Source organism: Novipirellula galeiformis (genome assembly GCF_007860095.1).
GTDB lineage: Bacteria > Planctomycetota > Planctomycetia > Pirellulales > Pirellulaceae > Novipirellula > Novipirellula galeiformis.
In genome coordinates this window covers 851345-871178 of record NZ_SJPT01000002.1, presented here as the reverse complement: position 1 = coordinate 871178, position 19834 = coordinate 851345, and the positions used below count along the sequence as shown (strand labels likewise).

Annotated in this window: 16 protein-coding genes; 3 read left to right on the top strand and 13 right to left on the bottom strand. The window is 55.1% G+C overall.

Annotated features, from left to right (window positions below; translation table 11 throughout):
• Positions 1 to 213 precede the first annotated feature (213 nt).
• The 11 genes from Pla52o_RS08215 to Pla52o_RS08165 form a co-directional block, all read right to left on the bottom strand.
• Complete coding sequence (locus Pla52o_RS08215) at positions 214 to 2796, bottom strand: DUF1592 domain-containing protein (protein ID WP_146594152.1); 2583 nt, start codon at positions 2794 to 2796, stop codon at positions 214 to 216.
• Between the two features lie 441 nt (positions 2797 to 3237).
• Entirely contained in the window at positions 3238 to 6570 is a 3333-nt protein-coding gene (locus tag Pla52o_RS08210; RefSeq protein WP_146594086.1) for an efflux RND transporter permease subunit, read from the bottom strand.
• 2 nt (positions 6571 to 6572) lie between these two features.
• Positions 6573 to 7886 carry an efflux RND transporter periplasmic adaptor subunit gene (locus Pla52o_RS08205; RefSeq protein ID WP_197169096.1) on the bottom strand — a complete coding sequence of 438 codons (1314 nt, stop codon included), beginning with the start codon at positions 7884 to 7886 and terminating at the stop codon, positions 6573 to 6575.
• 70 nt (positions 7887 to 7956) lie between these two features.
• A complete protein-coding gene (locus Pla52o_RS08200) occupies positions 7957 to 8397 on the bottom strand; it encodes a DoxX family protein (RefSeq protein WP_146594084.1) in 441 nt (146 codons plus the stop codon).
• A gap of 866 nt (positions 8398 to 9263) precedes the next feature.
• Positions 9264 to 9911: a 3-keto-disaccharide hydrolase gene (locus Pla52o_RS08195; protein ID WP_146594083.1), complete on the bottom strand. Its 648-nt coding sequence runs from the start codon at positions 9909 to 9911 to the stop codon at positions 9264 to 9266.
• A gap of 308 nt (positions 9912 to 10219) precedes the next feature.
• The gene (locus Pla52o_RS08190; RefSeq protein WP_146594082.1) at positions 10220 to 10843 is read right to left on the bottom strand and encodes a 3-keto-disaccharide hydrolase; all 624 of its coding nucleotides are present in this window, start codon (positions 10841 to 10843) and stop codon (positions 10220 to 10222) included.
• Positions 10844 to 11659: 816 nt separating this feature from the next.
• Positions 11660 to 11890, bottom strand: coding sequence for a hypothetical protein (locus Pla52o_RS08185; protein WP_146594081.1), 231 nt, complete (start codon positions 11888 to 11890; stop codon positions 11660 to 11662).
• Entirely contained in the window at positions 11887 to 12111 is a 225-nt protein-coding gene (gene csrA, locus Pla52o_RS08180; RefSeq protein ID WP_146594080.1) for a carbon storage regulator CsrA, read from the bottom strand. Before csrA ends, Pla52o_RS08185 begins: the two co-directional genes overlap by 4 nt.
• Before the next feature lie 835 nt (positions 12112 to 12946).
• On the bottom strand, positions 12947 to 13531 hold the full coding sequence (locus Pla52o_RS08175; RefSeq protein ID WP_146594079.1) for an ANTAR domain-containing response regulator: 585 nt from the start codon (positions 13529 to 13531) through the stop codon (positions 12947 to 12949).
• Between the two features lie 143 nt (positions 13532 to 13674).
• On the bottom strand, positions 13675 to 13863 hold the full coding sequence (locus tag Pla52o_RS08170) for a hypothetical protein (RefSeq protein ID WP_146594078.1): 189 nt from the start codon (positions 13861 to 13863) through the stop codon (positions 13675 to 13677).
• Between the two features lie 398 nt (positions 13864 to 14261).
• Positions 14262 to 14774: a DUF1269 domain-containing protein gene (locus Pla52o_RS08165; RefSeq protein WP_146594077.1), complete on the bottom strand. Its 513-nt coding sequence runs from the start codon at positions 14772 to 14774 to the stop codon at positions 14262 to 14264.
• Between Pla52o_RS08165 and Pla52o_RS08160 the strand changes: the two genes are divergently transcribed.
• On the top strand, positions 14773 to 15048 hold the full coding sequence (locus Pla52o_RS08160; protein WP_146594076.1) for a hypothetical protein: 276 nt from the start codon (positions 14773 to 14775) through the stop codon (positions 15046 to 15048). The two genes, Pla52o_RS08165 and Pla52o_RS08160, sit on opposite strands and share 2 nt — an antisense overlap.
• A 34-nt stretch (positions 15049 to 15082) precedes the next feature.
• Here the strand turns inward: Pla52o_RS08160 and Pla52o_RS08155 are convergent, their stop codons facing one another.
• Positions 15083 to 16003 carry a universal stress protein gene (locus Pla52o_RS08155; protein WP_146594075.1) on the bottom strand — a complete coding sequence of 307 codons (921 nt, stop codon included), beginning with the start codon at positions 16001 to 16003 and terminating at the stop codon, positions 15083 to 15085.
• Between the two features lie 595 nt (positions 16004 to 16598).
• Between Pla52o_RS08155 and Pla52o_RS26780 the strand changes: the two genes are divergently transcribed.
• Together Pla52o_RS26780 and Pla52o_RS08150 are read left to right on the top strand one after the other, a co-directional pair.
• Positions 16599 to 16745 (top strand): hypothetical protein, encoded by a 147-nt coding sequence (locus Pla52o_RS26780; protein WP_197169095.1) that lies wholly within the window; start codon positions 16599 to 16601, stop codon positions 16743 to 16745.
• Positions 16746 to 16805: 60 nt separating this feature from the next.
• A complete protein-coding gene (locus tag Pla52o_RS08150; protein WP_146594074.1) occupies positions 16806 to 17531 on the top strand; it encodes an FkbM family methyltransferase in 726 nt (241 codons plus the stop codon).
• 280 nt (positions 17532 to 17811) lie between these two features.
• Here Pla52o_RS08150 and Pla52o_RS08145 read toward each other — a convergent pair whose 3' ends face one another.
• Positions 17812 to 19731 carry a BCCT family transporter gene (locus Pla52o_RS08145; RefSeq protein WP_197169094.1) on the bottom strand — a complete coding sequence of 640 codons (1920 nt, stop codon included), beginning with the start codon at positions 19729 to 19731 and terminating at the stop codon, positions 17812 to 17814.
• Positions 19732 to 19834: the final 103 nt, after the last annotated feature.

Here is a 19834-nt window from a genome sequence, read left to right as displayed (position 1 = left end):
AGGTCGTGACAACTGCGTTTCATTTTCCTGTCACTCATCTTTCTGTTTATCTGATTTCCGCCGCCCAGACTTTTGGACGAGATCGCTAAGCACAATCGCGGTCAATCGGCATGGGGTTGTTCGTTTCTGGGGAGGTTGGTTTACAGGAAGATGATTGACAGAAAGATATGGCGAGTGCGTTTCATTTTCCTGGCATTCATCTTTCTGTTTATCCTATTTTCGTCGCCCAGACTTCTGGACGAGGTCGCTAAGCACAATCGCAGTCATCAAACTGGGATACGTCCCGCCGGCTGATTGAGCCGACTTATGAATGTCGGCGAGCATCGGTGCATCGGCGGCGGTGAGGGGGCGGCCTAACGCGAACTGAGTGACCTTCCAAGTCAAACTCTCCCGAACTCGATCGCTGTCGGACAACACTTTCATCAGCTCTGCGGACGATTGGTACTTCACCGGCTTGGCGTCGCCGGGAAACAGCACTTCGCCGTCGTCACGCAGCTTGTTTCCAAACTGGTCCTGCTCATGAGAGGCTCCCACGCCATCAAACTTTTCCAAGCCGAACGCCAACGGTTCAAAACGGATATGACAGACACCGCACTTCACGTCCGCGATGCGTTGCTCCGCGATACCACGCTGAGTCAATCCGGCTTTGGTGGGCGGTGGAGTTGTATTCACGCAAGGTGGCGGCGCATTGATCGTGCCACGCAGCAGATCGTCGAGCACGAACAACCCACGCGAGACCATCGAGGCACCATCGCCACCGACGGTCAACACGCTGCCCTGTGTTAGCAAACCGCCACGATCGGGAACGGACGACACGTCGTAACGCAGCAATCCGGTGCCCATGGGTTTCAGTCCATAGTGCCGGGCGAGCTCGGGCGTCGCGTAGGTGAACTGAGCGTCCAGCAAGTCGGATAAGGGGCGATTCTGATTCCACACCACGTCGTCGAAGTAGGCCAACGTCTCGTCTCGCATATCATCCGCTAGTTTTGCGTCCCAGTTTGGAAATCGCTTCGCATCGGGTCGCATATTCTGGAGCCGCGCCAGATTGAGCCATTCAGAAACAAACTCCGCTGATCGATCTTTGGCCAGCGGTGCATTGAGCATTCGTTTCACCTGAGCCTTCAATTTTGCAGCGTCCTGCAAGTCACCGCGATCGGCTGCTTTCAGCAAATCTTCATCTGGCGGCGCTCCCCAGAGGATGTAGCTCAACCGCGAAGCCAAATCGTAGCCATCGACTGCGTGCGAGCCGCGTGCGTCATACTGGCGTTCGATTCGATAGATGAATCGCGGCGACTGCAACATCGCTTCGATCATGTAGGTCATGGCTTGGTTGAAATCACCTCCGGCACTGGCGACCGTGGTCGCGATGCCGCTGTACGCGTTGATCTCGCGTTCGTTAAGCGGTCCCCGGAATAACCATTTTCCCATTGCCGCCACGTGGTCTCGCATCGTGTCATCGGTCGACAATTTGCTGCTTTTGGAGAATCTCGCCGCGAACTTCATCACATCCATGCGTTGGACCGTGATTTCGGCCAATCGTGCATAGGCCTCGACGTGCTTTAGATCGACGCTCAGATTGTATGCCGTGTTGCGAAATCCGTCGGCACGCAGGTCGGGCGGTAGAAACTCGTGAGCTTCCTTGGCGATATCGACACCTACGGCGCTGCGAACCGTGGTGATGTATTCCGTCACCGTCAGTCGCTGTATCCAGACGTCGCCGCTGCCACCGCCATGCATGTAAATCACAGGATCGATTCGATCGACTGAATACACTGCTCCACTATCGATCCACTTTTTGAGTGCCACCTTTTCCTCATTGCTGAGCGGTTCACGGTCCTTGGGCATTTCATTGGACGACACCGATTGATAGAGCAGACTGTCTGCGGCATTTCCTGGCACGATCACCTGGCCGCTTTCGCCGCCAGCCAGTGCCGTCGTTTTTCTAGACAAATCCAACTCACCTTTCTTGATCGCCGAGTCGTGACATTCCAGGCAGTGTTTCGCGAACAAAGGAGCCACATCATGGTCAAACAGGCTCGCTGAAACCGCGGCAAGACTTTGCGGCTTGGGTGGACTTGGCTTTGAACCCGCAGCAAAGTTCTGCTGCACATCTTTCTCAGCGAGCGCGGAGTCATAAATCGCTACCAGATGCAATTCGCCGAGCCATGGGCGGTCACCCGTCACTTCGTTGGCGAGTGTCAGTCGATGCTTTACGTCCCAATTGCCAAAGTCGCCTGCGACCTCCCCGCTGGCAACTTTCTTTGCATCCAGATAGATGCGGGCGGTGCCCTTGCGATCGCGAGTGAAAACAATATGGGTCAATGTTGTCAGCAGCGACTTTCGAGGACTGGCCGTCGAAGGCAATCCATTGCGGTCGGTCTTGGTCGAGCGTAACCGGACATCCCACAGGTCCTTGTCTTGGCCAAGCGTGACGTTTCGCTGACTCGTGTCCGAGGACAGTGAAATGAGACGAGCTGGTCCCGCTTGTGAATCGCTGGCGGGCTTGATCCACGCTTCGATTGTGATCTCGCCGGACCGCTTTATCGAGTCAATGATCTTCGTGGCGGGGGTAGCAGAGATCAGTGAGGTTGGTGTACGAACAACAAGAACGCCGTCTTTCCAGTCCGCGGTGTTTGTTCGAGTGATCTTCAGATCAAGGGGACGTCCAACACCAGAACGATCTCGCACGGTGTCGCCGTGCCCCTCGTCAAAAGTGTAAAAGGCCTGCAAATGACTCGAAACACGTTGGGCATTCGCCGTATCGATGAGAAAGAGCGATAATGTCGTGAGCAACATGCACGACAAGACTGTTCTCGTTCCCGGTAGCTTCATTTGAGCTAGTGTCATCGGTTTTTGGACCGCACTTGTGTGGCAATGGTAAAAACATCACTCCCATGTCTGTATGCCGCCCACCGGTGTCTGTGTCAAGGAAAAAGTGGATCTATTTTATTGGCTTCAATTTAACCCACGAGGCGATATGGCCAGCGTGGAAAAGCTGCTTCGTTTCGTGCAGGGAAAACGCCCCGGCTGTCGATGGTCACTCGAAAGTATTCCTCTCTGGCCATGAACAAGCTCGTGTCACCTCATTCCCAAACGTCAAGCGATGGTGCTTGTCCAAGGTGGAAAAACGCCAGTCCGGTCGCCGCTGGCCCGCGCGATTCCGTCCACGGGGAAATGAAGGGGGCGAGGAAGACTTTGTAGGCAAAACCCCCCGCCCCCTAAAGTGCCTTCATATTCTTAAGACTCGTCCGGCGTTTCAGTTGGAGCCTGGGCAACGTCATCGTCTGCGTCGTCTGCGATCTGCTTGGAATTCTCCGGTAGATTCTCATCTGCGCCGCTCACGCCTACTGGCGATCCGGGCTGGAGCGCGAGCGATGGTGAGTCATCTTGTGCGACCGTAGGATTTCGATCGCGAGAAAAACGGCGTAGGACCACGTAGAACACTGGCGTCAGGATCAAGCCGAACAGCGTCACACCGATCATGCCGCTGAACACGGCCGTGCCGAGTGCGCGTCGCATTTCGGAACCGGCTCCGGTGGCGATCACCAGCGGTACAACGCCGAGAATGAACGCCAGCGACGTCATCAGAATCGGACGAACTCGCAATCTCGCTGCGGCGACGGCGGCGTCAAAACGGTTCTTGCCGGAGTCTTCCTCCGCTTTTGCAAACTCGACAATCAAAATCGCGTTTTTACACGCCAGGGCGACGAGGACGATGAATCCAATTTGAGTCAGGATGTTGTTGTCCATACCGAGCAACCACACACCCGTGATCGCGAACAACAATCCCATCGGAACGATCATGATTACCGCCAGCGGCAACAACCAACTTTCATATTGTGCCGATAGCGCCAGGAAGACGAACAACACACAGAGGGGAAAAATGATCAGCGCCGTATTGCCCGCTTGTTTCTCTTGATACGACAGGTCGGTCCACTCGTAGCCAAATCCGATTGGCAAGCGTTCGTCGGCGAGTTGCTCCATCACCGCCATCGCTGCGCCGGTACTAAATCCAGGCAATAGTGCCCCGCTGACATCCGCCGAGGGATACAAATTGTAGCGGACGATTCGGTCGGGAGCGGTTCGCTGGGACATCTTGACGACGGATCCGAGAGGCACAATGGCGCCGTTGCTGCTGCGTGTTCTTAGCTTGAGAACATCCTCAGGCTCGGCGCGGAATTGCGAGTCGGCTTGGGCGGTGACGCGGTACGTGCGGCCCAGATAATTGAAGTCGTTGACGTAAACGCTGCCAAGCGCGGTTTGCAACGTGTCAAAGACATTCGTCAGTGGCACGTGAAGGATCTGGGCCTTGACGCGGTCAATGTCGGCATACATCTGTGGGGTGTTGTTACGAAACATCGTGTAAACCATCGCCATACCGGGCTGCGTCATCGCTTCGCCAACGAGATCGGCTGTGACTTGTTGCAATTGCTCCGAGCCCGCTCCGTTGCGGTCCTGGACCACCATTTTGAATCCGCCTCCGGTGCCGATCCCAGGCACGGGAGGCGGAGGAATGACCAGCACCATCGCCTCGTCGACCACAGCGGTTCGCTTGCGCAACTCGGCGAGGATTTGGTCGGAGCTGTGTCCCTGTTTCGCACGTTCGCCCGCGTCGGAAAGGGTGACGAAGACGGCTGCCGCATTGGAGTTGTTCGAACGCGTTGCGCCGCTGAACCCGACGATGGAAACCGCGTGAGCGATTCCAGGAACCTCCATCGCGATGTCCTTGACTTGTTCGGCGACTTCTTCGCTGCGGGCTAACGAGGCGCTCGGTGGGAGCTCGATGCTGACGACGATATAGCCTTGGTCCTGCATCGGGATGAAGCCGCCTGGTACGCTGGAGAAACCGAGCCAGGTCAAACCGAGCAGCGCGAAGTAGAGCATCATCCCGACCACGCTGACGCGCACCAAGCGAGCGACTAAGCCGGTATAGATTCCGCTACCCCAATCAAATAGCCAGTTGAATCCGGCAAAAAACCAACGCAGCGGTGACATCAACCAATAACCAACCTTGTGGACCAGACCGGCGTTCGCGGCTGGTTTTCCGGCGTTGGCGTTTTGAGATTCGGGCTTGGGACGCAACAACAACGCGCACATGGCGGGGCTGAGCGTCAACGAGACGACCAGAGAGAGGGTGGTTGAAACCGCAATCGTGACAGCGAATTGACGATAGAACTCACCACTGATCCCTGGGATGAAGGCGGTTGGGACAAACACCGCGATCAGTACTAACGTCGCCGCGACGAGGGCGGAGCCGACTTCGCTCATCGCTTTATGCGCGGCTTTCAGCGGCGATAGTCCGCGTTCGATCCAGTGCTCGACGTTCTCGACCACCACGATGGCATCATCAACCACAATCCCAATTGCCAACACCAGCCCGAACAGAGAGAGGTTGTTCAGGCTGAAGCCCATCGCCAACATCGCGGCAAACGTCCCGATCAGCGAGACGGGAATGGCCACGACCGGAATGATCGTGGCACGCCAATTCTGGAGAAACAGGAATACGGTGAGCACGACCAAAACGGTCGCTTCGACCAGAGTTTGGAACACGCCGCGGATCGACTCTTTGACAAAGTTGGTCGGGTTATAAGCGATCTCATGCTTCAATCCGGCGGGGAAGTCAGCGCTCAATTCGTCCATCAGCTGCACGATATTGTCGGCCGCTGCGACCGCATTGGATCCAGGCCGTTGAAAGATCGCGATGCCGATTGCTTCGCGTCCGTCGAGATAGCTGCCCGTTGAATAGTCTTGGGCTCCCAATTCGATACGGGCGACATCGCCGAGTCGCACGAGATTAGCTCCCTCGCCCGCTTTGACCACGACTTGTTTGAATTGCTCGACGTCCTCCAGCCGACCTTGGGTGCTGATGTTTAACTGGAACGCCCCTTGGGCTTGCTGCGTAGGCGGTTGTCCAATCGCTCCGGCGGCAACTTGGACGTTTTGTTCTCGCAACGCCGCAATCACGTCGCCGGTGGTCATGTCGAGTGTCGAGAGACGCTCGGTATCGAGCCATACACGCATGCTGTATTCACGTGCCCCGAACACCGTCACGTTTCCGACACCGTCTTGGCGAGCCAAAACATCCTTGATTCGCAGTAGCACATAATTACTAATGTACAGCGATCCGCGTGATTCGTCGGGCGAATAGAGATGCACCACCATCAACATGTCCGGCGAACTCTTCTGAGTGGTGACACCGATCTGGCGCACTTCCGCGGGGAGCCGTGGTTCGGCTAACGAGACGCGGTTTTGTACCAACACCTGAGCATCATCAAGGTTCGTACCTTGCTCGAAGGTGATCGTCAATTGCATCGTCCCATCGGCGGTCGATGACGATTCCATGTAAAGCATGTTCTCGACGCCGTTAATTTCTTGTTCCAACGGAGTCGCCACCGTGTTGGCTAACGTTTCGGCGGTTGCACCGGCGTATTGGGCCCTCACCACCACGGTCGGCAAGGCGATGTTGGGATATTGAGAAACCGGAAGATTGACGTAAGAGATCGCTCCTACTACGACAATCACGATCGAGATGACGGTTGCGAAAATGGGGCGGTCGATGAAGAAATTCATGTTTAACCTTTCTCCATGGGAGCCGAGTCGTACTTGACCGTATTGCTTTCATCTGCGGTGATCACTTCGGTTTTTGCTTCCACCGGCGCCCCAGGACGCACTCGTTGTAACCCGCCGACCACAATGCGGTCCGTTGCGGTTATGCCGCTGCGGATCACGCGAAGCCCCAAGGCGAGCGGTCCCGTTTCCACGACTTGTAGCCTCGCCGTATTGTCTTCATCAATTACGTAGACAAAGTTTTCGGACTGGTCCGCCCCGATCGCCGCATCGGGCAGCAACAAAGCTTCGTAGGGCAGGGTGTTGGCAATTTGCATTTTGCCGAACATGCCAGGCGTCAAAATTCCGTTAGCATTGGGGAACATCGCCCGCGCCGTCATCGTGGCCGTATTTGGATCGAAGCGATTATCAACGAAGTCAAGGTAGCCTTGGTGCGGATAGCCTGTCTCGTCGGCCAGAGCAAGATGAACGGGATAGTTTACTTCGCGGACATCCCGTCGTTCGCCTTGCAGCACCATCCGCTGGAACCGCAACACCTCTTGTTCGCTGGCATCGAACATGAAGTAGATCGGATCGAGTGAGACGATCGTGGTCAACAGTGTTGATTGCTCCGACCCTCCACTGATTAAATTACCCTCGGTGACGTAACGACGGCTGATGCGGCCACTAATCGGCGCTTTGATGTTGGTGTACTCGAGGTTTAGTTTCGCCTCGTTGACCGCTGCCTCCGCAGTGACAATCGCGGCCTTGGAGGTGGCGATCGCCCCTTTCGCCGACGCGATCCCGGCGTTGGCCGATTCGAGGCTCGCTTGCGCTTTACTCAATTCATTGCGCGCCTGATCGACCTCGGATTGGGACGTCGCACTACGGTTTTGCAGCGTGAGTTGCCGTTCCATTTCCGTATTGGCAAATCGCAATTGAGAGCTTGCGGTCTCCTTGGACGCGGTGGCTTGTTCGAGCTGTGCATTGGATTGCTCGACACGCGCCTTGGCCTCTGCGAGCGCCGCCTCGGCCTTCTCCAACTCGGCTTGAAACGGCCGCGGATCGACGACGAACAACAAGGCGTCCTTCTTGACATCCTGGCCTTCAGAAAAGTGCATCGAATGCAAATATCCGCTGACGCGAGAGCGGATTTCAACGAAGTCGACGGCCTCCATACGTCCCGTGAATTCCTTCCACTCCACGATCTCTTTCCGCAACGGATTGGCAACCCGTACCGCCGCCGGCGGAGCCTGAGGACGTTCACCGCTGGGCGGTTTGCTACAGCCGAGCATGCTCGCGGTTGATACGAATACACTGAGAACGAGGATAGTTCGCATTGAGTTCATGTGCTTTAGACAAGATGAGTTAGACGAGGACAAGCAAGTTGGCGAGGCAAAGGACTCGTGATCACGTCGCGGTCTCGGGTAAGGTCGGTTCGGCCGTCGGGGAATTCCTGCGGCCACAACAACCGTTGTCAATGGAGAACCGGCCAGGCCCGGTCATCAGTAACGACAGGTAGACGAGTAAGTAAATCGCCGCTAATTCTTTGGCCACCCACGGATCCGCTCTATGGACGACAAACAAGGCGACGACCATCGTCATTACCAGCGGCAGCAGGGCGAGACGAGTCGCAAAGCCGACGATCAGCAATAGCGAACAACCGACCTCGGCACCAATCGCAAGGATCAGACTCAACTTGCTTCCCACTCCGATCGGGTCTGGGAATTGGTCCGCCATCTCACCGAAGCCCTTCAGCTTGGCAATGCCGTGGACGAGCATCAGAACGCCGATGCCGACACGAAGAAACAGCAGTCCAGTGGAGGTCAACTTTTCCGAACGTAAGTTCATTTGTAATACCTTCGAAGGGGTTTTAAAAGACTTTGAATCCGTCTCGCAGAAAATGCGTCAGTGGGAATATGGCCAAATTCGGAGACGCCACGCCAACCGTGATCAAAAGAACCAGGTCGTCGGTGCGACGCAGGCCCTCGCCAAAAAACTCGCGGCAAAACACACAGCAAAACACACATGGACCATGAAAATATCTAAGGCGTAAACACCCCCATCAGCGGCATTTCAGTCGTGGAGGCGGCGGTCTAAATCACCGCTGCGATCGCGTGTTTTGGGCTCGCGTTGTTCGCCGGGACGATTGCTCCCTCGGGGGGAATCTATGCATGACGCGACCAAGTGACTGCTTTCCCCTGTTCATCATGAATAGGGTGACTTACATGCCCATCAATTCGTGTTCCCTTACGCGTTAATATATGACACGTAAGGTACATGGCGTCAAGCGACATTATGTGTTTTCGCAGCGTCCGATCGGACGACCGGTCACTGCGTTTAGGACAAGGTAGCTTGGTTACGGGATACCGAAGGCGAGTGGCTGAGCATGCGAATGGGCGCGGGTGGTTACAAGAACCCTTTCATTGAGCGGCGTGATCGAAGCCGACCCAGCGACGTCATGCTTGAGACCCGAGGATTGAGAGTAGCATTTAGTGAGAGTTGCGAACCCGGGTGTGGATACTCCCGTTGGAGATCATGGACGCGTGGGAATCGCGATTGATGACATGACCGGAAATCATGGATTGGAGATGCAAGGGAGATAGCGAGCGTCGACGCGGTGGGATCGGAGTGGCGATAGAATTCGCCGAGTCCAAAAAAATCCCCCCGTGAGATTACCGCACGGGGGGAAGGACTCGCAGTGGTTTTGTGGACGGCTACTTCGTCAATTCGCGAAGCTTCAGGTTTCGCCAGCGAACCTCGAAGGGCCCCTTTCCTGCTCCGATACCATGTACTTGCAGCCCGATGAAGCCTTTGGGATGCGACTTGAAACGCTCCTCATGTGTCAGATCTGAAATGGGGGTGCCGTTGATCCAGGTTTGAATTCGATTGCCATTTGCCACGATGCGGTAAGAGTTCCACTGGCCATCTTTGAATGCATCATGGGGTTTGCGGTCGGCGTCCGGTGTCATCCATCCGCCAGCAGCTTCACCGTAAACATAGCCTGCCATCTTATCGATCGAGATTTCGACCTGCGGACCATTGACGCGTCCCTCAGGTTTGTTGCCAACATTCTGTGAACGAATCTGAACACCGGAGTTAAGGCCCGAATCGACTTTGACATCGAATGTCATCTCAAAGTCGCCGTAGGATTTATCGGTACATAGAAATGAGTTTGGGCTGCCTTCGGATGTTTTTCCGACGATCGAGTCACCTTCGACACGGTAGGTGGCGGTGCCGTTGCGTTGGTTCCATCCGCTCAGATCTTTGCCGTTGAACAAGTCAACGAAGCCGGAGTCGTCGTTAGCGCTCACAGTGCCGATCACGGTGCACAGAAAACACAAAAATGTAAAAGCACGATGCATGTTAGCTTCCTTCGGAGGGGAGGGGATCGATCGCTTGGTCGATCCAGTCATAGAGAGTTTTCAGTTTCAATCCACGCCAAGCGGCGTGTGGAGGTTTCGTCACCCTTGATGCGGACTGGGGGCACACGTTTGCGGACGATGTCCCTCATCGGGTGACGACCGATCGGGGCGTGATCGAGAGCACACTGAGTTAGCGAGCCCGCACGCCCAGCCCGAATGTACCCGCGAGCGGTAGCTTACCGCCCAGGCGCCCCTTGGCTTGCGCAGTCGGGTGCATTCGCAATCAAGTTACCCAATCAACCTACCGGTTACGGTAACGGTTGAACTTCGACTTTGCGGATACTGACCGTGCTGCCCGGATCATGATGTTGAAAGGCGAAGTGGCCTTCCTTGAAGGTCTGCGCGAAATCGAGATATTCGTAAAGTTCATTGCCATCAATGATGACTTTGATGCGGGTCACATTGCGACCTCGCCATACGTCATCACGGACTTCGATTTCGTAAGCGAACCAGGTGTCAGGCTTGACGTGTTGCTTGTAGACATGGCACATCCCGTAGAGCGATCCAGTGCGAATCGGGTCGGTATGGGTGCTATCGATTTGCGCTTCGTAACCATCCGAAAATCCAGGTTCCGCGGTGGTGCGAAAGTAGAGGCCAGAGTTGCCCCCATCGCTGATTTTTACTTCAGCTCGGTAGCGAAAATTCTTATACGGGCCGCTGGTCGTGACCAACATGGATGCCGGTCCCGATCCGCTAAGCGCTCCGTTCTTGACTTCCCACACGCTCTTCTCATTCCCAACTTTTTTCCATCCGGCCAAGGACTTGCCGTCGAACAGCGACGTCCATTGTGAGTCGTCGGCAATCACATGGCTGGCGGAGAGGACGAGCAAGGCGATGACGGCAGTGATATAGCGAGACGGCGCGGCAAACATAAGCGGGATCCAGTATTTTCTAGAGCGTGGTAGCCGGGCAACAGGCGAGTTGCCCGTTGCGAGGGAGGAAGGAGGCCAGCAAGGTGGGCAGGGGGCCCGTCGTTGGGGTATTTCACTGTATCAGCACCGGCGGCCAAAGCAATTGTGCTAGCTCAGAAAAATGAGCAATTCACTTGATCAAATGGCATGGGACTTTGAGGAATGCCGGTTTTTCAGCCTGGATAGCAGGGAATTCGTTGGGCCTCCGGCGCGACATCGCAGGTAACGCTTTACCGCAACGGGGGCGGCAATCGCTTGTTTGATGCTGCGGTCAAGGAACGCGATCAAGAAGTGCGGCGTCGTGGATCACAACACGTCGCGATCAGGTTTGCGAGTTGCCATCCTATGGAAAAGGTCGCTGCGATCCGGTTGTGTCCGCTCGGATGCACAACCCCACACAGCGTGACGTGCGATGGGGGAACGATATGGAATGATCGTCCGCGGCGGCTACGTTTGGGGATCCGATTTGCAGCGCGTCACGACAGCGCGTCACGATAGCGAGGCACGATGGCTTGGTCTGTAGAACGGGACCGTTTATTGAGAGCGTGTTTGCAGCAAAGACGGAGATCACGGCGGCAAACGAAACGGCTTGCCTCGCGCACTCAAGCTAGCGGTGGATTCAAAAAACGGAATACGAAGAATCGATGTAACCGTCGCGCGCCGGATTCGATCGACGACGATCGAGTTGCTTGGCGACGATTCACGTTAGCCAGAAACGATCGTGAACGTGAATGCGTCGCCAATGCCGCCACGGCATCGGCGACGCGGTTTGGTTTTCTAAGGCAATGCCTCGGCCATGTCGCTGGATTCCGCAACCAACAATTCATTTGCTCGTCGCATCAATGAACCGTGGTCTTGGACTCCACGTGGGGGACACGCCGATGCATCGGTCGCGTGGAAATGACCGCTACAATGGCTGCAAGAAACGGGGTCCCCGAGTTGCTCGATGGGAATCAACATTCCGCGACCACAGACCGGGCAACGTTGGAAAAATCGAGAGCGAATCATGCCGTGGCTCCTTTTGTTTCGACCGCAGGAGGCAGCAGCGGGTTGCTGGCGGACCCCAGTTCGGTGTCAATTCGCAGAAGCAGTTCGGCGCGTTGAATCGAGACGTGTTTGGGCGCGTTGATGCCCAACTGAACCCGACCTCCTTTGATGCTAAGGACCGTCACTTCGATGTCATTGGCGATCGTGAGTTGCTGATTACACTTGCGGCTAAGAACCAACATGGCTCAACCTCCTTGAATAATGGATCGGGATGGCTTTGCAAAGCGAAAGTCGAAACGACTTTCGTGGCGTTACCGCATGAAGCCGAACGTGTTGGGGCCGACGAGACGAAAGGGCGCTCTCGCCCGATCCGTCTTGCGGAGCTTTCCCCTGACGGTGTGTGATGACCTGTTGTCATCGGCTGTCTGTTCGATCGCCCGCTCATGCGTCTGGATGCAACCTGCATCATTTGTGTCTCCATTCTCGAAAGGAACTGATGGAAATCGAAACCGCTAAGATCACCGTGTAGCGGAGAAGTCGCAGCGTGTCGCGGAGTCGGGAAGGACTCCGAAACGACGAGGCGCCATGCGTCTAGGGCAAGACGCGGCTACGTGAGCATTAGCGGCTCATAACACTGACAAAGCCGGTGTCACATTGAACCGATTGAATGAGTCACCCATCGTTGATTCATTCAGGAATCAAACTTGTAATCCCGAGGTGCCCGCTCACCAGGCGCGAGAATCATTCGTCGATAAGAGATGTACAAGAGAAAAGCGTGTCCGTCGCGAACGCACGATGCTTAGGATTGTACCCATCCCTTTGGGGGTGTCAACAAGATTTTCTGGACTTTATTAATTGGTGGTGCGACTTTCTGTCGTGTCGATAATTGCGGCATTTATGCGAGAGGATGCAGTGTGAGGCATGGCCACCGGTGAAGGATCAGGTCTCTTTTTTGCCCCCCGGGCGGCTTAGTGACCCCTACACGATTTGTCGTTTTTCGGTGAAGCGGATCGAAGCTCCCGCCAATCAAGCAGGAAACGCCCATCGGATGAAGGGGAACCGAGAATCGAGCAAGGGCTATTGAAGCGCTTGATCGGTCGCGAGCAGGTATTTCGCTGCCTCGGCCAACTTCCAATTGTTATCACTGGCCATTTTCTGAAGCCGCTTGAAGGCATCTGGTTCATCGATGCCGGCCCGTTGCATCAATACGCCCTTTGCTTTTTCGATTGTTTTACGGTCTTCGAGCGATTGCCTCAGCGAGTCGGTTTGTTGAAACAACGCTTGGAACTCAGCGAATCGACGCATCGTGACTGCAATCGCGGTTTCCAAATCCGCGCGTTTGATTGGCTTGACGAGGTAGGCGAGCACTTGCTGGTCCAACGCGCGTGCGATCGTATCGCTGTCGTGATGGGCGCTGACTAAAATGAACGCGATTGGTAATGTGTTTCCAATCGCTTTGATGGCTTCGAGTCCGTCCATCTCGGGCATTTTCAAATCCGTGATGACCAATTTAGGTTTCAACTGCCGACACTGCTGGACTAATTCTTGGCCGCTGTTGGCGATGCCGACGACTTGGTGTCCCAGCAACGTCAACGTCGTTTGCATGTACTCGCACATTGCGGGATCGTCATCGGCGACAACAATACGTAGCGAAGTGTTCATCGTTGACCCCTGGACAATAGGATCTGGAACCCCGTTCCATTGCGCGACACCGATTGCAATTCCATCGTGCTACGGTGCGATTCAAAGACTCGTTTGGCAATTGCCATACCAGGGTCGGTCTGCATGGGCATTCTTGGTGGTAATCAAAGGATCAAAAGGGATGGGCGAATGCCGATTCGCTCAGCCCCGATCGGGTGTGAATAGGTTTTAAGACGCGACATCGCATCGGTAGTTTGCCGAGCATTGAAGGCTTTGCGATCGGCGGTCAAGATTAGGACTGGATTGCGGACAGCAATTTGCGTTTCCTTGATCGTTTGGATTAAACGATGCACCGTAGGAGCTCATCAACGTCACCGCACCACTCATGTTCGTAAGCTCACGCTGTGAACGTCACGCGAACGACCGTTCCAGCTTCCTGCGATCGCTAGCATTCTAGCACTTGCCGCGGAGCGATGGCACTCAGGAGCACCGCTGTGTAACATGGTTTTGTCAGAATATATTGGCAAACTGCAATCCGGGACCGAATCATGCGGTGACAAAATGTTCAGCATTGACAGCCTTGAGGGCGTTCCGCTGCAAGCAGCGTACGTTGTGAGGGTTGCATGAGTTTAGTACGGCAGTGACATCGCCATTGGAGGCACGATTTTGGTTCATCGAGCATCTTTCGATGCTGGTCAGTTGGGGCAATCGACTTGCAACGCGACATCCATTTTTAGCGAGTAGCGATCGGTTACCCCGCGTCCAATTTGATTGCGTGTTGATAGGCAAATCGATCGAGATGGCTAGGATGCGTGGTTTGCAGTCCTTGTTGTGCTTCGTCGATCCGTGCTTTCGTGCTGGTCACAATCACAAGCACCGCTCCGTCGGCGATTTGTTGTTCATAGCTTTTTGAAGCGTGGCGATGGATGCCCCAGTGTCGAGCTTCGCCTAAAACCCCTCCCATCGTTGCCCCTCCGGCAATCGCCACGAGTGGCCCGGTAATGATGACGGGGATGATCATGGTCGCGACCGCAAATGGTACCGCCACCGCACCGCTGATGAACGCGCCCAGTGCCATCGTGGTGACGACGTCTTGCGCGTTCTGTGCGCCTTGTTCCCAATTCAAGTGTTCCAATGCTTCCTCCCGCCCACGCCAAACCGTGGAGACTGCATCCGAGGCAAAATCAAATGTTTCGAGGACCTCCAAGCCCACTTGTGCCTTTGCTAACGATGGATACACCGCAACTAAACATTCGGCATTCATGATCGTTCTCCGCTGTGTGGAAAGTCACCGAGGTCGTGTACGGATGACGGGAAACGGGTTAGGCAAGAGTGTGGAAGCGGTCGTTGATTCAATAGGCAAAATCGGGCGATCGCGAGAACATCAAGGTCATGAGAACAATTTGCGACAAGCCATCATTCCCGACGTCACAGGAGAATGTCGTCCGGCGGTTGTCACGGGAGGGCGTTGTCCAGTTCAATGGGCGACAACCGGAACCCGTATTCGCGTCGTTTCGTTCCGAACCGGTGGCGTTTGACACAATGAGCTTCTTGTTTGCGGATCTGCACATCTCAAGTGTCCCCTTGTGTAGATGTCTCGTTTGCGAATCCCAGATCACGAATTACCCGATTTCGCGTGATCCAGACGCTGCACGGCGCGTGACGGACGACGTACCGAGTGACACTTCCCATCAAGGCTCGACCGAGAAAATGGCGAGGAGTTTCTCCCACGATCAAGAGGTCACTTTGACGGGTTTCGACAAACGTCACCAAACCCTCACTGACATGCGTGCTTTCGATGACATGGGGCTCCGCCTGCGGCACGTCCTGATGCAATCGGATCAATGCAGATTGATTTGCGGTGGTGGCGATTTGGATGATGGATTCGGGATCGCGTTCGATCTGGTAAGCGATGCCGCTTGAGAATGAGATTACCGCAACGAGGTCGACTTCGGTTTGGTGCCCCCAGCCGGTTTCAAGAAATTCTTCTAATGCCGCTTGAGCTGAAGGCGTCGCTTCGTATCCGATGGCGATTCGCAAGGGGCGATCCGGTGCTGGTGTCGGTCGGGGGCGGACGACCAGCACACTGCAATGAGCATGCGTGGCGACAAACTCGCTGGTACTGCCGAGCAAGATGCGACCGACAAGAGAATGACCGCGGGCGCCAAGGACAATCAGACCCGCTGATAACTCGCGCGCGACTTGCACGATTGAGACGCCGCGATCGCCTTCACGAATGAGGTGCCGTAGGTTGACATTGGCTCCTGCGAACATCTGCTCAATTTTGGCAAACGACTCCCGCGCGTAGGCATGTTCGCGCTCCATGGACTTCAGCATCCATTCGGACATCGGATAGGCACGATCAATCGAAGGAATCTCGATCACCGTGACCACGGTCAATTCGACCTTGTCGCGATGGGGCAAATGTGCCAAAAATTCAGCGGCAACTTCGGCGCTTTTGGAACCATCGGTGGCAAGAAGGATGTTCTGCATGGCAACCGCTCCTTTGGGGTGTATCGTACCCCAAGAGGGACTGGCAAGCAAAGCCTTTCACTAGCAAACTTTGGATCGGACTTTGGATTGGCATCGCCAAGGGGGAAGTCGTCTGCAAATGTCCACCTACTAGAAAACGGAGCATCCGGGGGAATGTGAGTCTTGAGTGATCGTCGCCACCGCCAATCGGTCGGCCTTGAGAAACGAGTCCCCGCGCGATGCCAATCACGTCGCAGCGATCGATGTTCACTCACACGATCGATGTTCACTCAACGATCGGTTTACGATCGAACCTTCGTTACAGCACGATGAGCTCGCGGACTCGTGCACGTGCGTACGGAGGTTAGAGACCGGTTCGTTTGTCGAGTCTGCTGCGATACTGGTGATCAGCCCGAGTGATGGTAGAATGGCGGCGCTCCGCCCGGCGGGCATCAAGCAGGCGGGCAGCAAGCAGACCGGCGGGCATCAAGCAGGCGGGCAGCAAGCAGAACGGCGGGCATCAAGGTGAGTCAGCTCACTGGGTGGCGGACTCGCCCACAACGGAGCACGGCGGCGAACTTAACGCGGGGTGCGTTTTAAAAGTAAAGTGAACTCAATGCAGCATGCATTTGATCTGGTTCTACAGTTTGGCGAATTCTCGATGCTTGTGATCGCCGTCACGGTGGCCGCCATGATGTTGTTGGCATTACTTGATCGTCATCCTCGAGACGATCCGCCGGGCAAATCCAAGCCGAAGAAGTGAGCGTGAAGCTCATTTCAGAGGCACAGCCCCCCCGCTACTCACCTTTTTCACCAGACGACCATGCAGAGAATGAAATTTCGCAGCTACAAGCTGTTGTTCGAGAACCAAGCCTCCGCCGAATCGATGGTCCGTCAAATTGATGAGTTCCCGTCCTTCTTTACGCCCAAAGTCGACCGCCCGTTGATCATTGACTGCGGTGCGAATATTGGTGTCTCCGTGCTGGAATGGAAGACGCGTTGGCCGGGATCGGAGATCATCTGTTTTGAACCCGATCCCTTTGCGTTCCAAATCTTGCAAAAAAACATTGATCTCAATGATGTCCCGAGTGTGCGGTGTATCAACGCGGCGGTATCCGATCGCGAGGACACGGTTCCCTTTTATGGCGAGGTATCAGCGCGAGGCGATGCCCGCGGTAATTCCATTGATGCCGCCTGGGGACAACGTGAAGGGACGGCAGAGAGCATGGTCAAATGCAAACGTTTATCAAGCTACATTGCCATGCGGGATGTCAGTTTTTTGAAACTCGATATCGAAGGAGCGGAACAACGTGTGTTAGTGGAGATAGCCGATCAGTTGGATCGCGTGGAAGCGATCTACGTTGAAGTCCACGAAACCGACGACAGCGTTGAATACAATTCTGCAGCACAAATCGAGCAATTGCTGAAGGATACCGGGTTTCATGTCGAAGCCGAATCACGTTTCAGCGAACATGCGTTGCCAGTGCATCTGGATGCTTGGCGTGATAGCGTTGGAGCGCGACAGGTTCAACTGATGGGGTGGCGATAAAGCGGACTCACCCGTAAGCATGCGAGGGTTTTGGAGAACATCGACGAAGCGCCCGTGATTCAAGCCCCCGTAATCCAGGTGCATTGGACTGCAGCGGTCGATTATATGTGAATAGCGATATCCCGTTTCTTGTGATCGAATCGCTCGCTTGGCTTTGCCACGTTTAGATGCTTTTTCTTCGTCGTCTAACTCTTAATCCTAAGCTTCTTTGGCAGGCTTCGCTTCAACGCAGATTCGCAGACCGCATTGAAATTAGAATTAAGAGTTGCTCATTTAAGGATTAGCGGATCTCGGGCGCGTCGACTTCCTCTCGCAGCGCTTTTAATAGACTGATGCACATTAGAATGATCAGCACACAGAACGGCAAACCGATCGTGATTGAACCCGTTTGCAAGGCTTTTAAACCGCCAGCGAGAAGAAGTACCGAGGCCAACACCCCTTCCAAAATCCCCCAGAACAAACGCGTTCCTACCGTGGGATTGGGGCTTCCGCCGGAGGCAATGATGTCGGCGACCAGCGACGCGGAGTCCGATGAGGTGACGAAGAACAGGATCACACATAGCACTCCCAACAATGCCGTGACGGTGGGGAATGGGTAGGATCGCAGCATCACGAACATGGCCGTCGCGCTAGTGTCGACTTTGGATCGATGCGACGATGTCAGTACCGGTTCGGTTAAATAGCCCGATAGACTCAGCGATGCGTGCTCGGACTTGAAAGGTCCATGAAAGCGTTCTTCCACCGTTGGATGATACGGCGTCCACGTTCCGGCGTGAACAAGCACCCCGCGAACATACTCGACCGCATTTCCCGATTTCGTGAGGAGCCCTGAGGGGCTTTGACGCATTTGTACGCCTTGAGGACTGGCGACCCCATTTGCCGTGGCTCCGATTAGCCACGCTCCGTCTTCGCTCTGGGGGAGTCCGGACGCCGGGTCGATGATTTGCACATCATATTGCTGGGGTGTGTAGTCGTAGAAATTAGTGATCGTCGCAGCGTGCGGGTCAAGCGACTTGTAGATTTCCTGGTGCATCGCGGTGTTACCAAATCCAGTCAACCAAACAATCGCGACGCCGCTGGGAACCAACAATACGCCGGTAATAAATTCGCGAATCGTCCGACCTCGTGAGACGCGGGCGATAAACATGCCTACAAATGGTGACCATGCGATCCACCAACCCCAGTAAAACAAAGTCCAACTAGCAAGCCAATCGGATTTGGAGGACTCGGCATAGCTGGCCGTCCAAAACGATGCATGCGGCAAACGTTCGGCGTAGGCACCGGCGTTGTCCACGACGGCACCAAGCAAGTAGACCGTAGGGCCTGCTACAAACAGAAACACGAGCAGCGATCCCGCTAGAACCATATTCAATTCGCTTAAGCGACGAACGCCAACGTGTAGTCCCGATAGCAGCGATCCGACTGCGAGCATGGTGATGCACGCGATCAAGATAATTTGCACTGTAGTGCTTTGCGGCAAACCAAACACATAGCTCAATCCCGCGTTGATTTGTTTGGCCCCGAGTCCGAGCGAGGTTGCTAAGCCAAACAGCGTGGCAACCACGGAGAGAATATCGATCGAGTCGCCGAGCCAGCCATCAATCCGCTTACCCAACAATGGATAAAACACCGATCGGAAGCTCAGTGGCATGCCGCGACGAAAGCTAAAGTACGCGAGCGACACGCCGACCAACGAATAGAGCGCCCAGGGGTGCAAGCACCAATGAAACAAGGTGATCCCCATCGCACCGCGCGCTGCGGCGAGACTTTCGGCATTGGCGATGACGCCGTTGCGCAAGTTTGGTGGATCGACGAAATGCAGCATGGGCTCGGCAACGCCAAAGAACAGCATACCAATCCCCATCCCGGCGCTAAATAACATCGCGAACCATGTCATGGTCGAGAACTCGGGGCGTTCGCCGTCTTTGCCAAGCAGAATGTTCCCAAAACGACTGAAACAAAGGTAGATAGCGAATAACAGGAAACCAGTCATCGCCGCGAGGTACAGCCAACTGAATTGTTCGGCGATGGTGGTTTGCAAGTAATCGAACAGCATCATCGCGCGGCGAGGCGCCGCCGCGGTAGCGATAACAAATCCGACAACGATGATCGCCGAAACCGGAAAGACGACCGGGTGGGCCTCGATTTCGACACCAAGCACGCGGCGACGAATCGCTCGCTTTGGTTGAGCATTGATCAAACTTGGTTCCAGTATGTATTGAAGCGAACAGCACGGGGCGGATCGACGCTCGCGGTGAACCGAATGCCTCCGGAAGGAGGGGATTGCCAGCGCCCGTTTGATT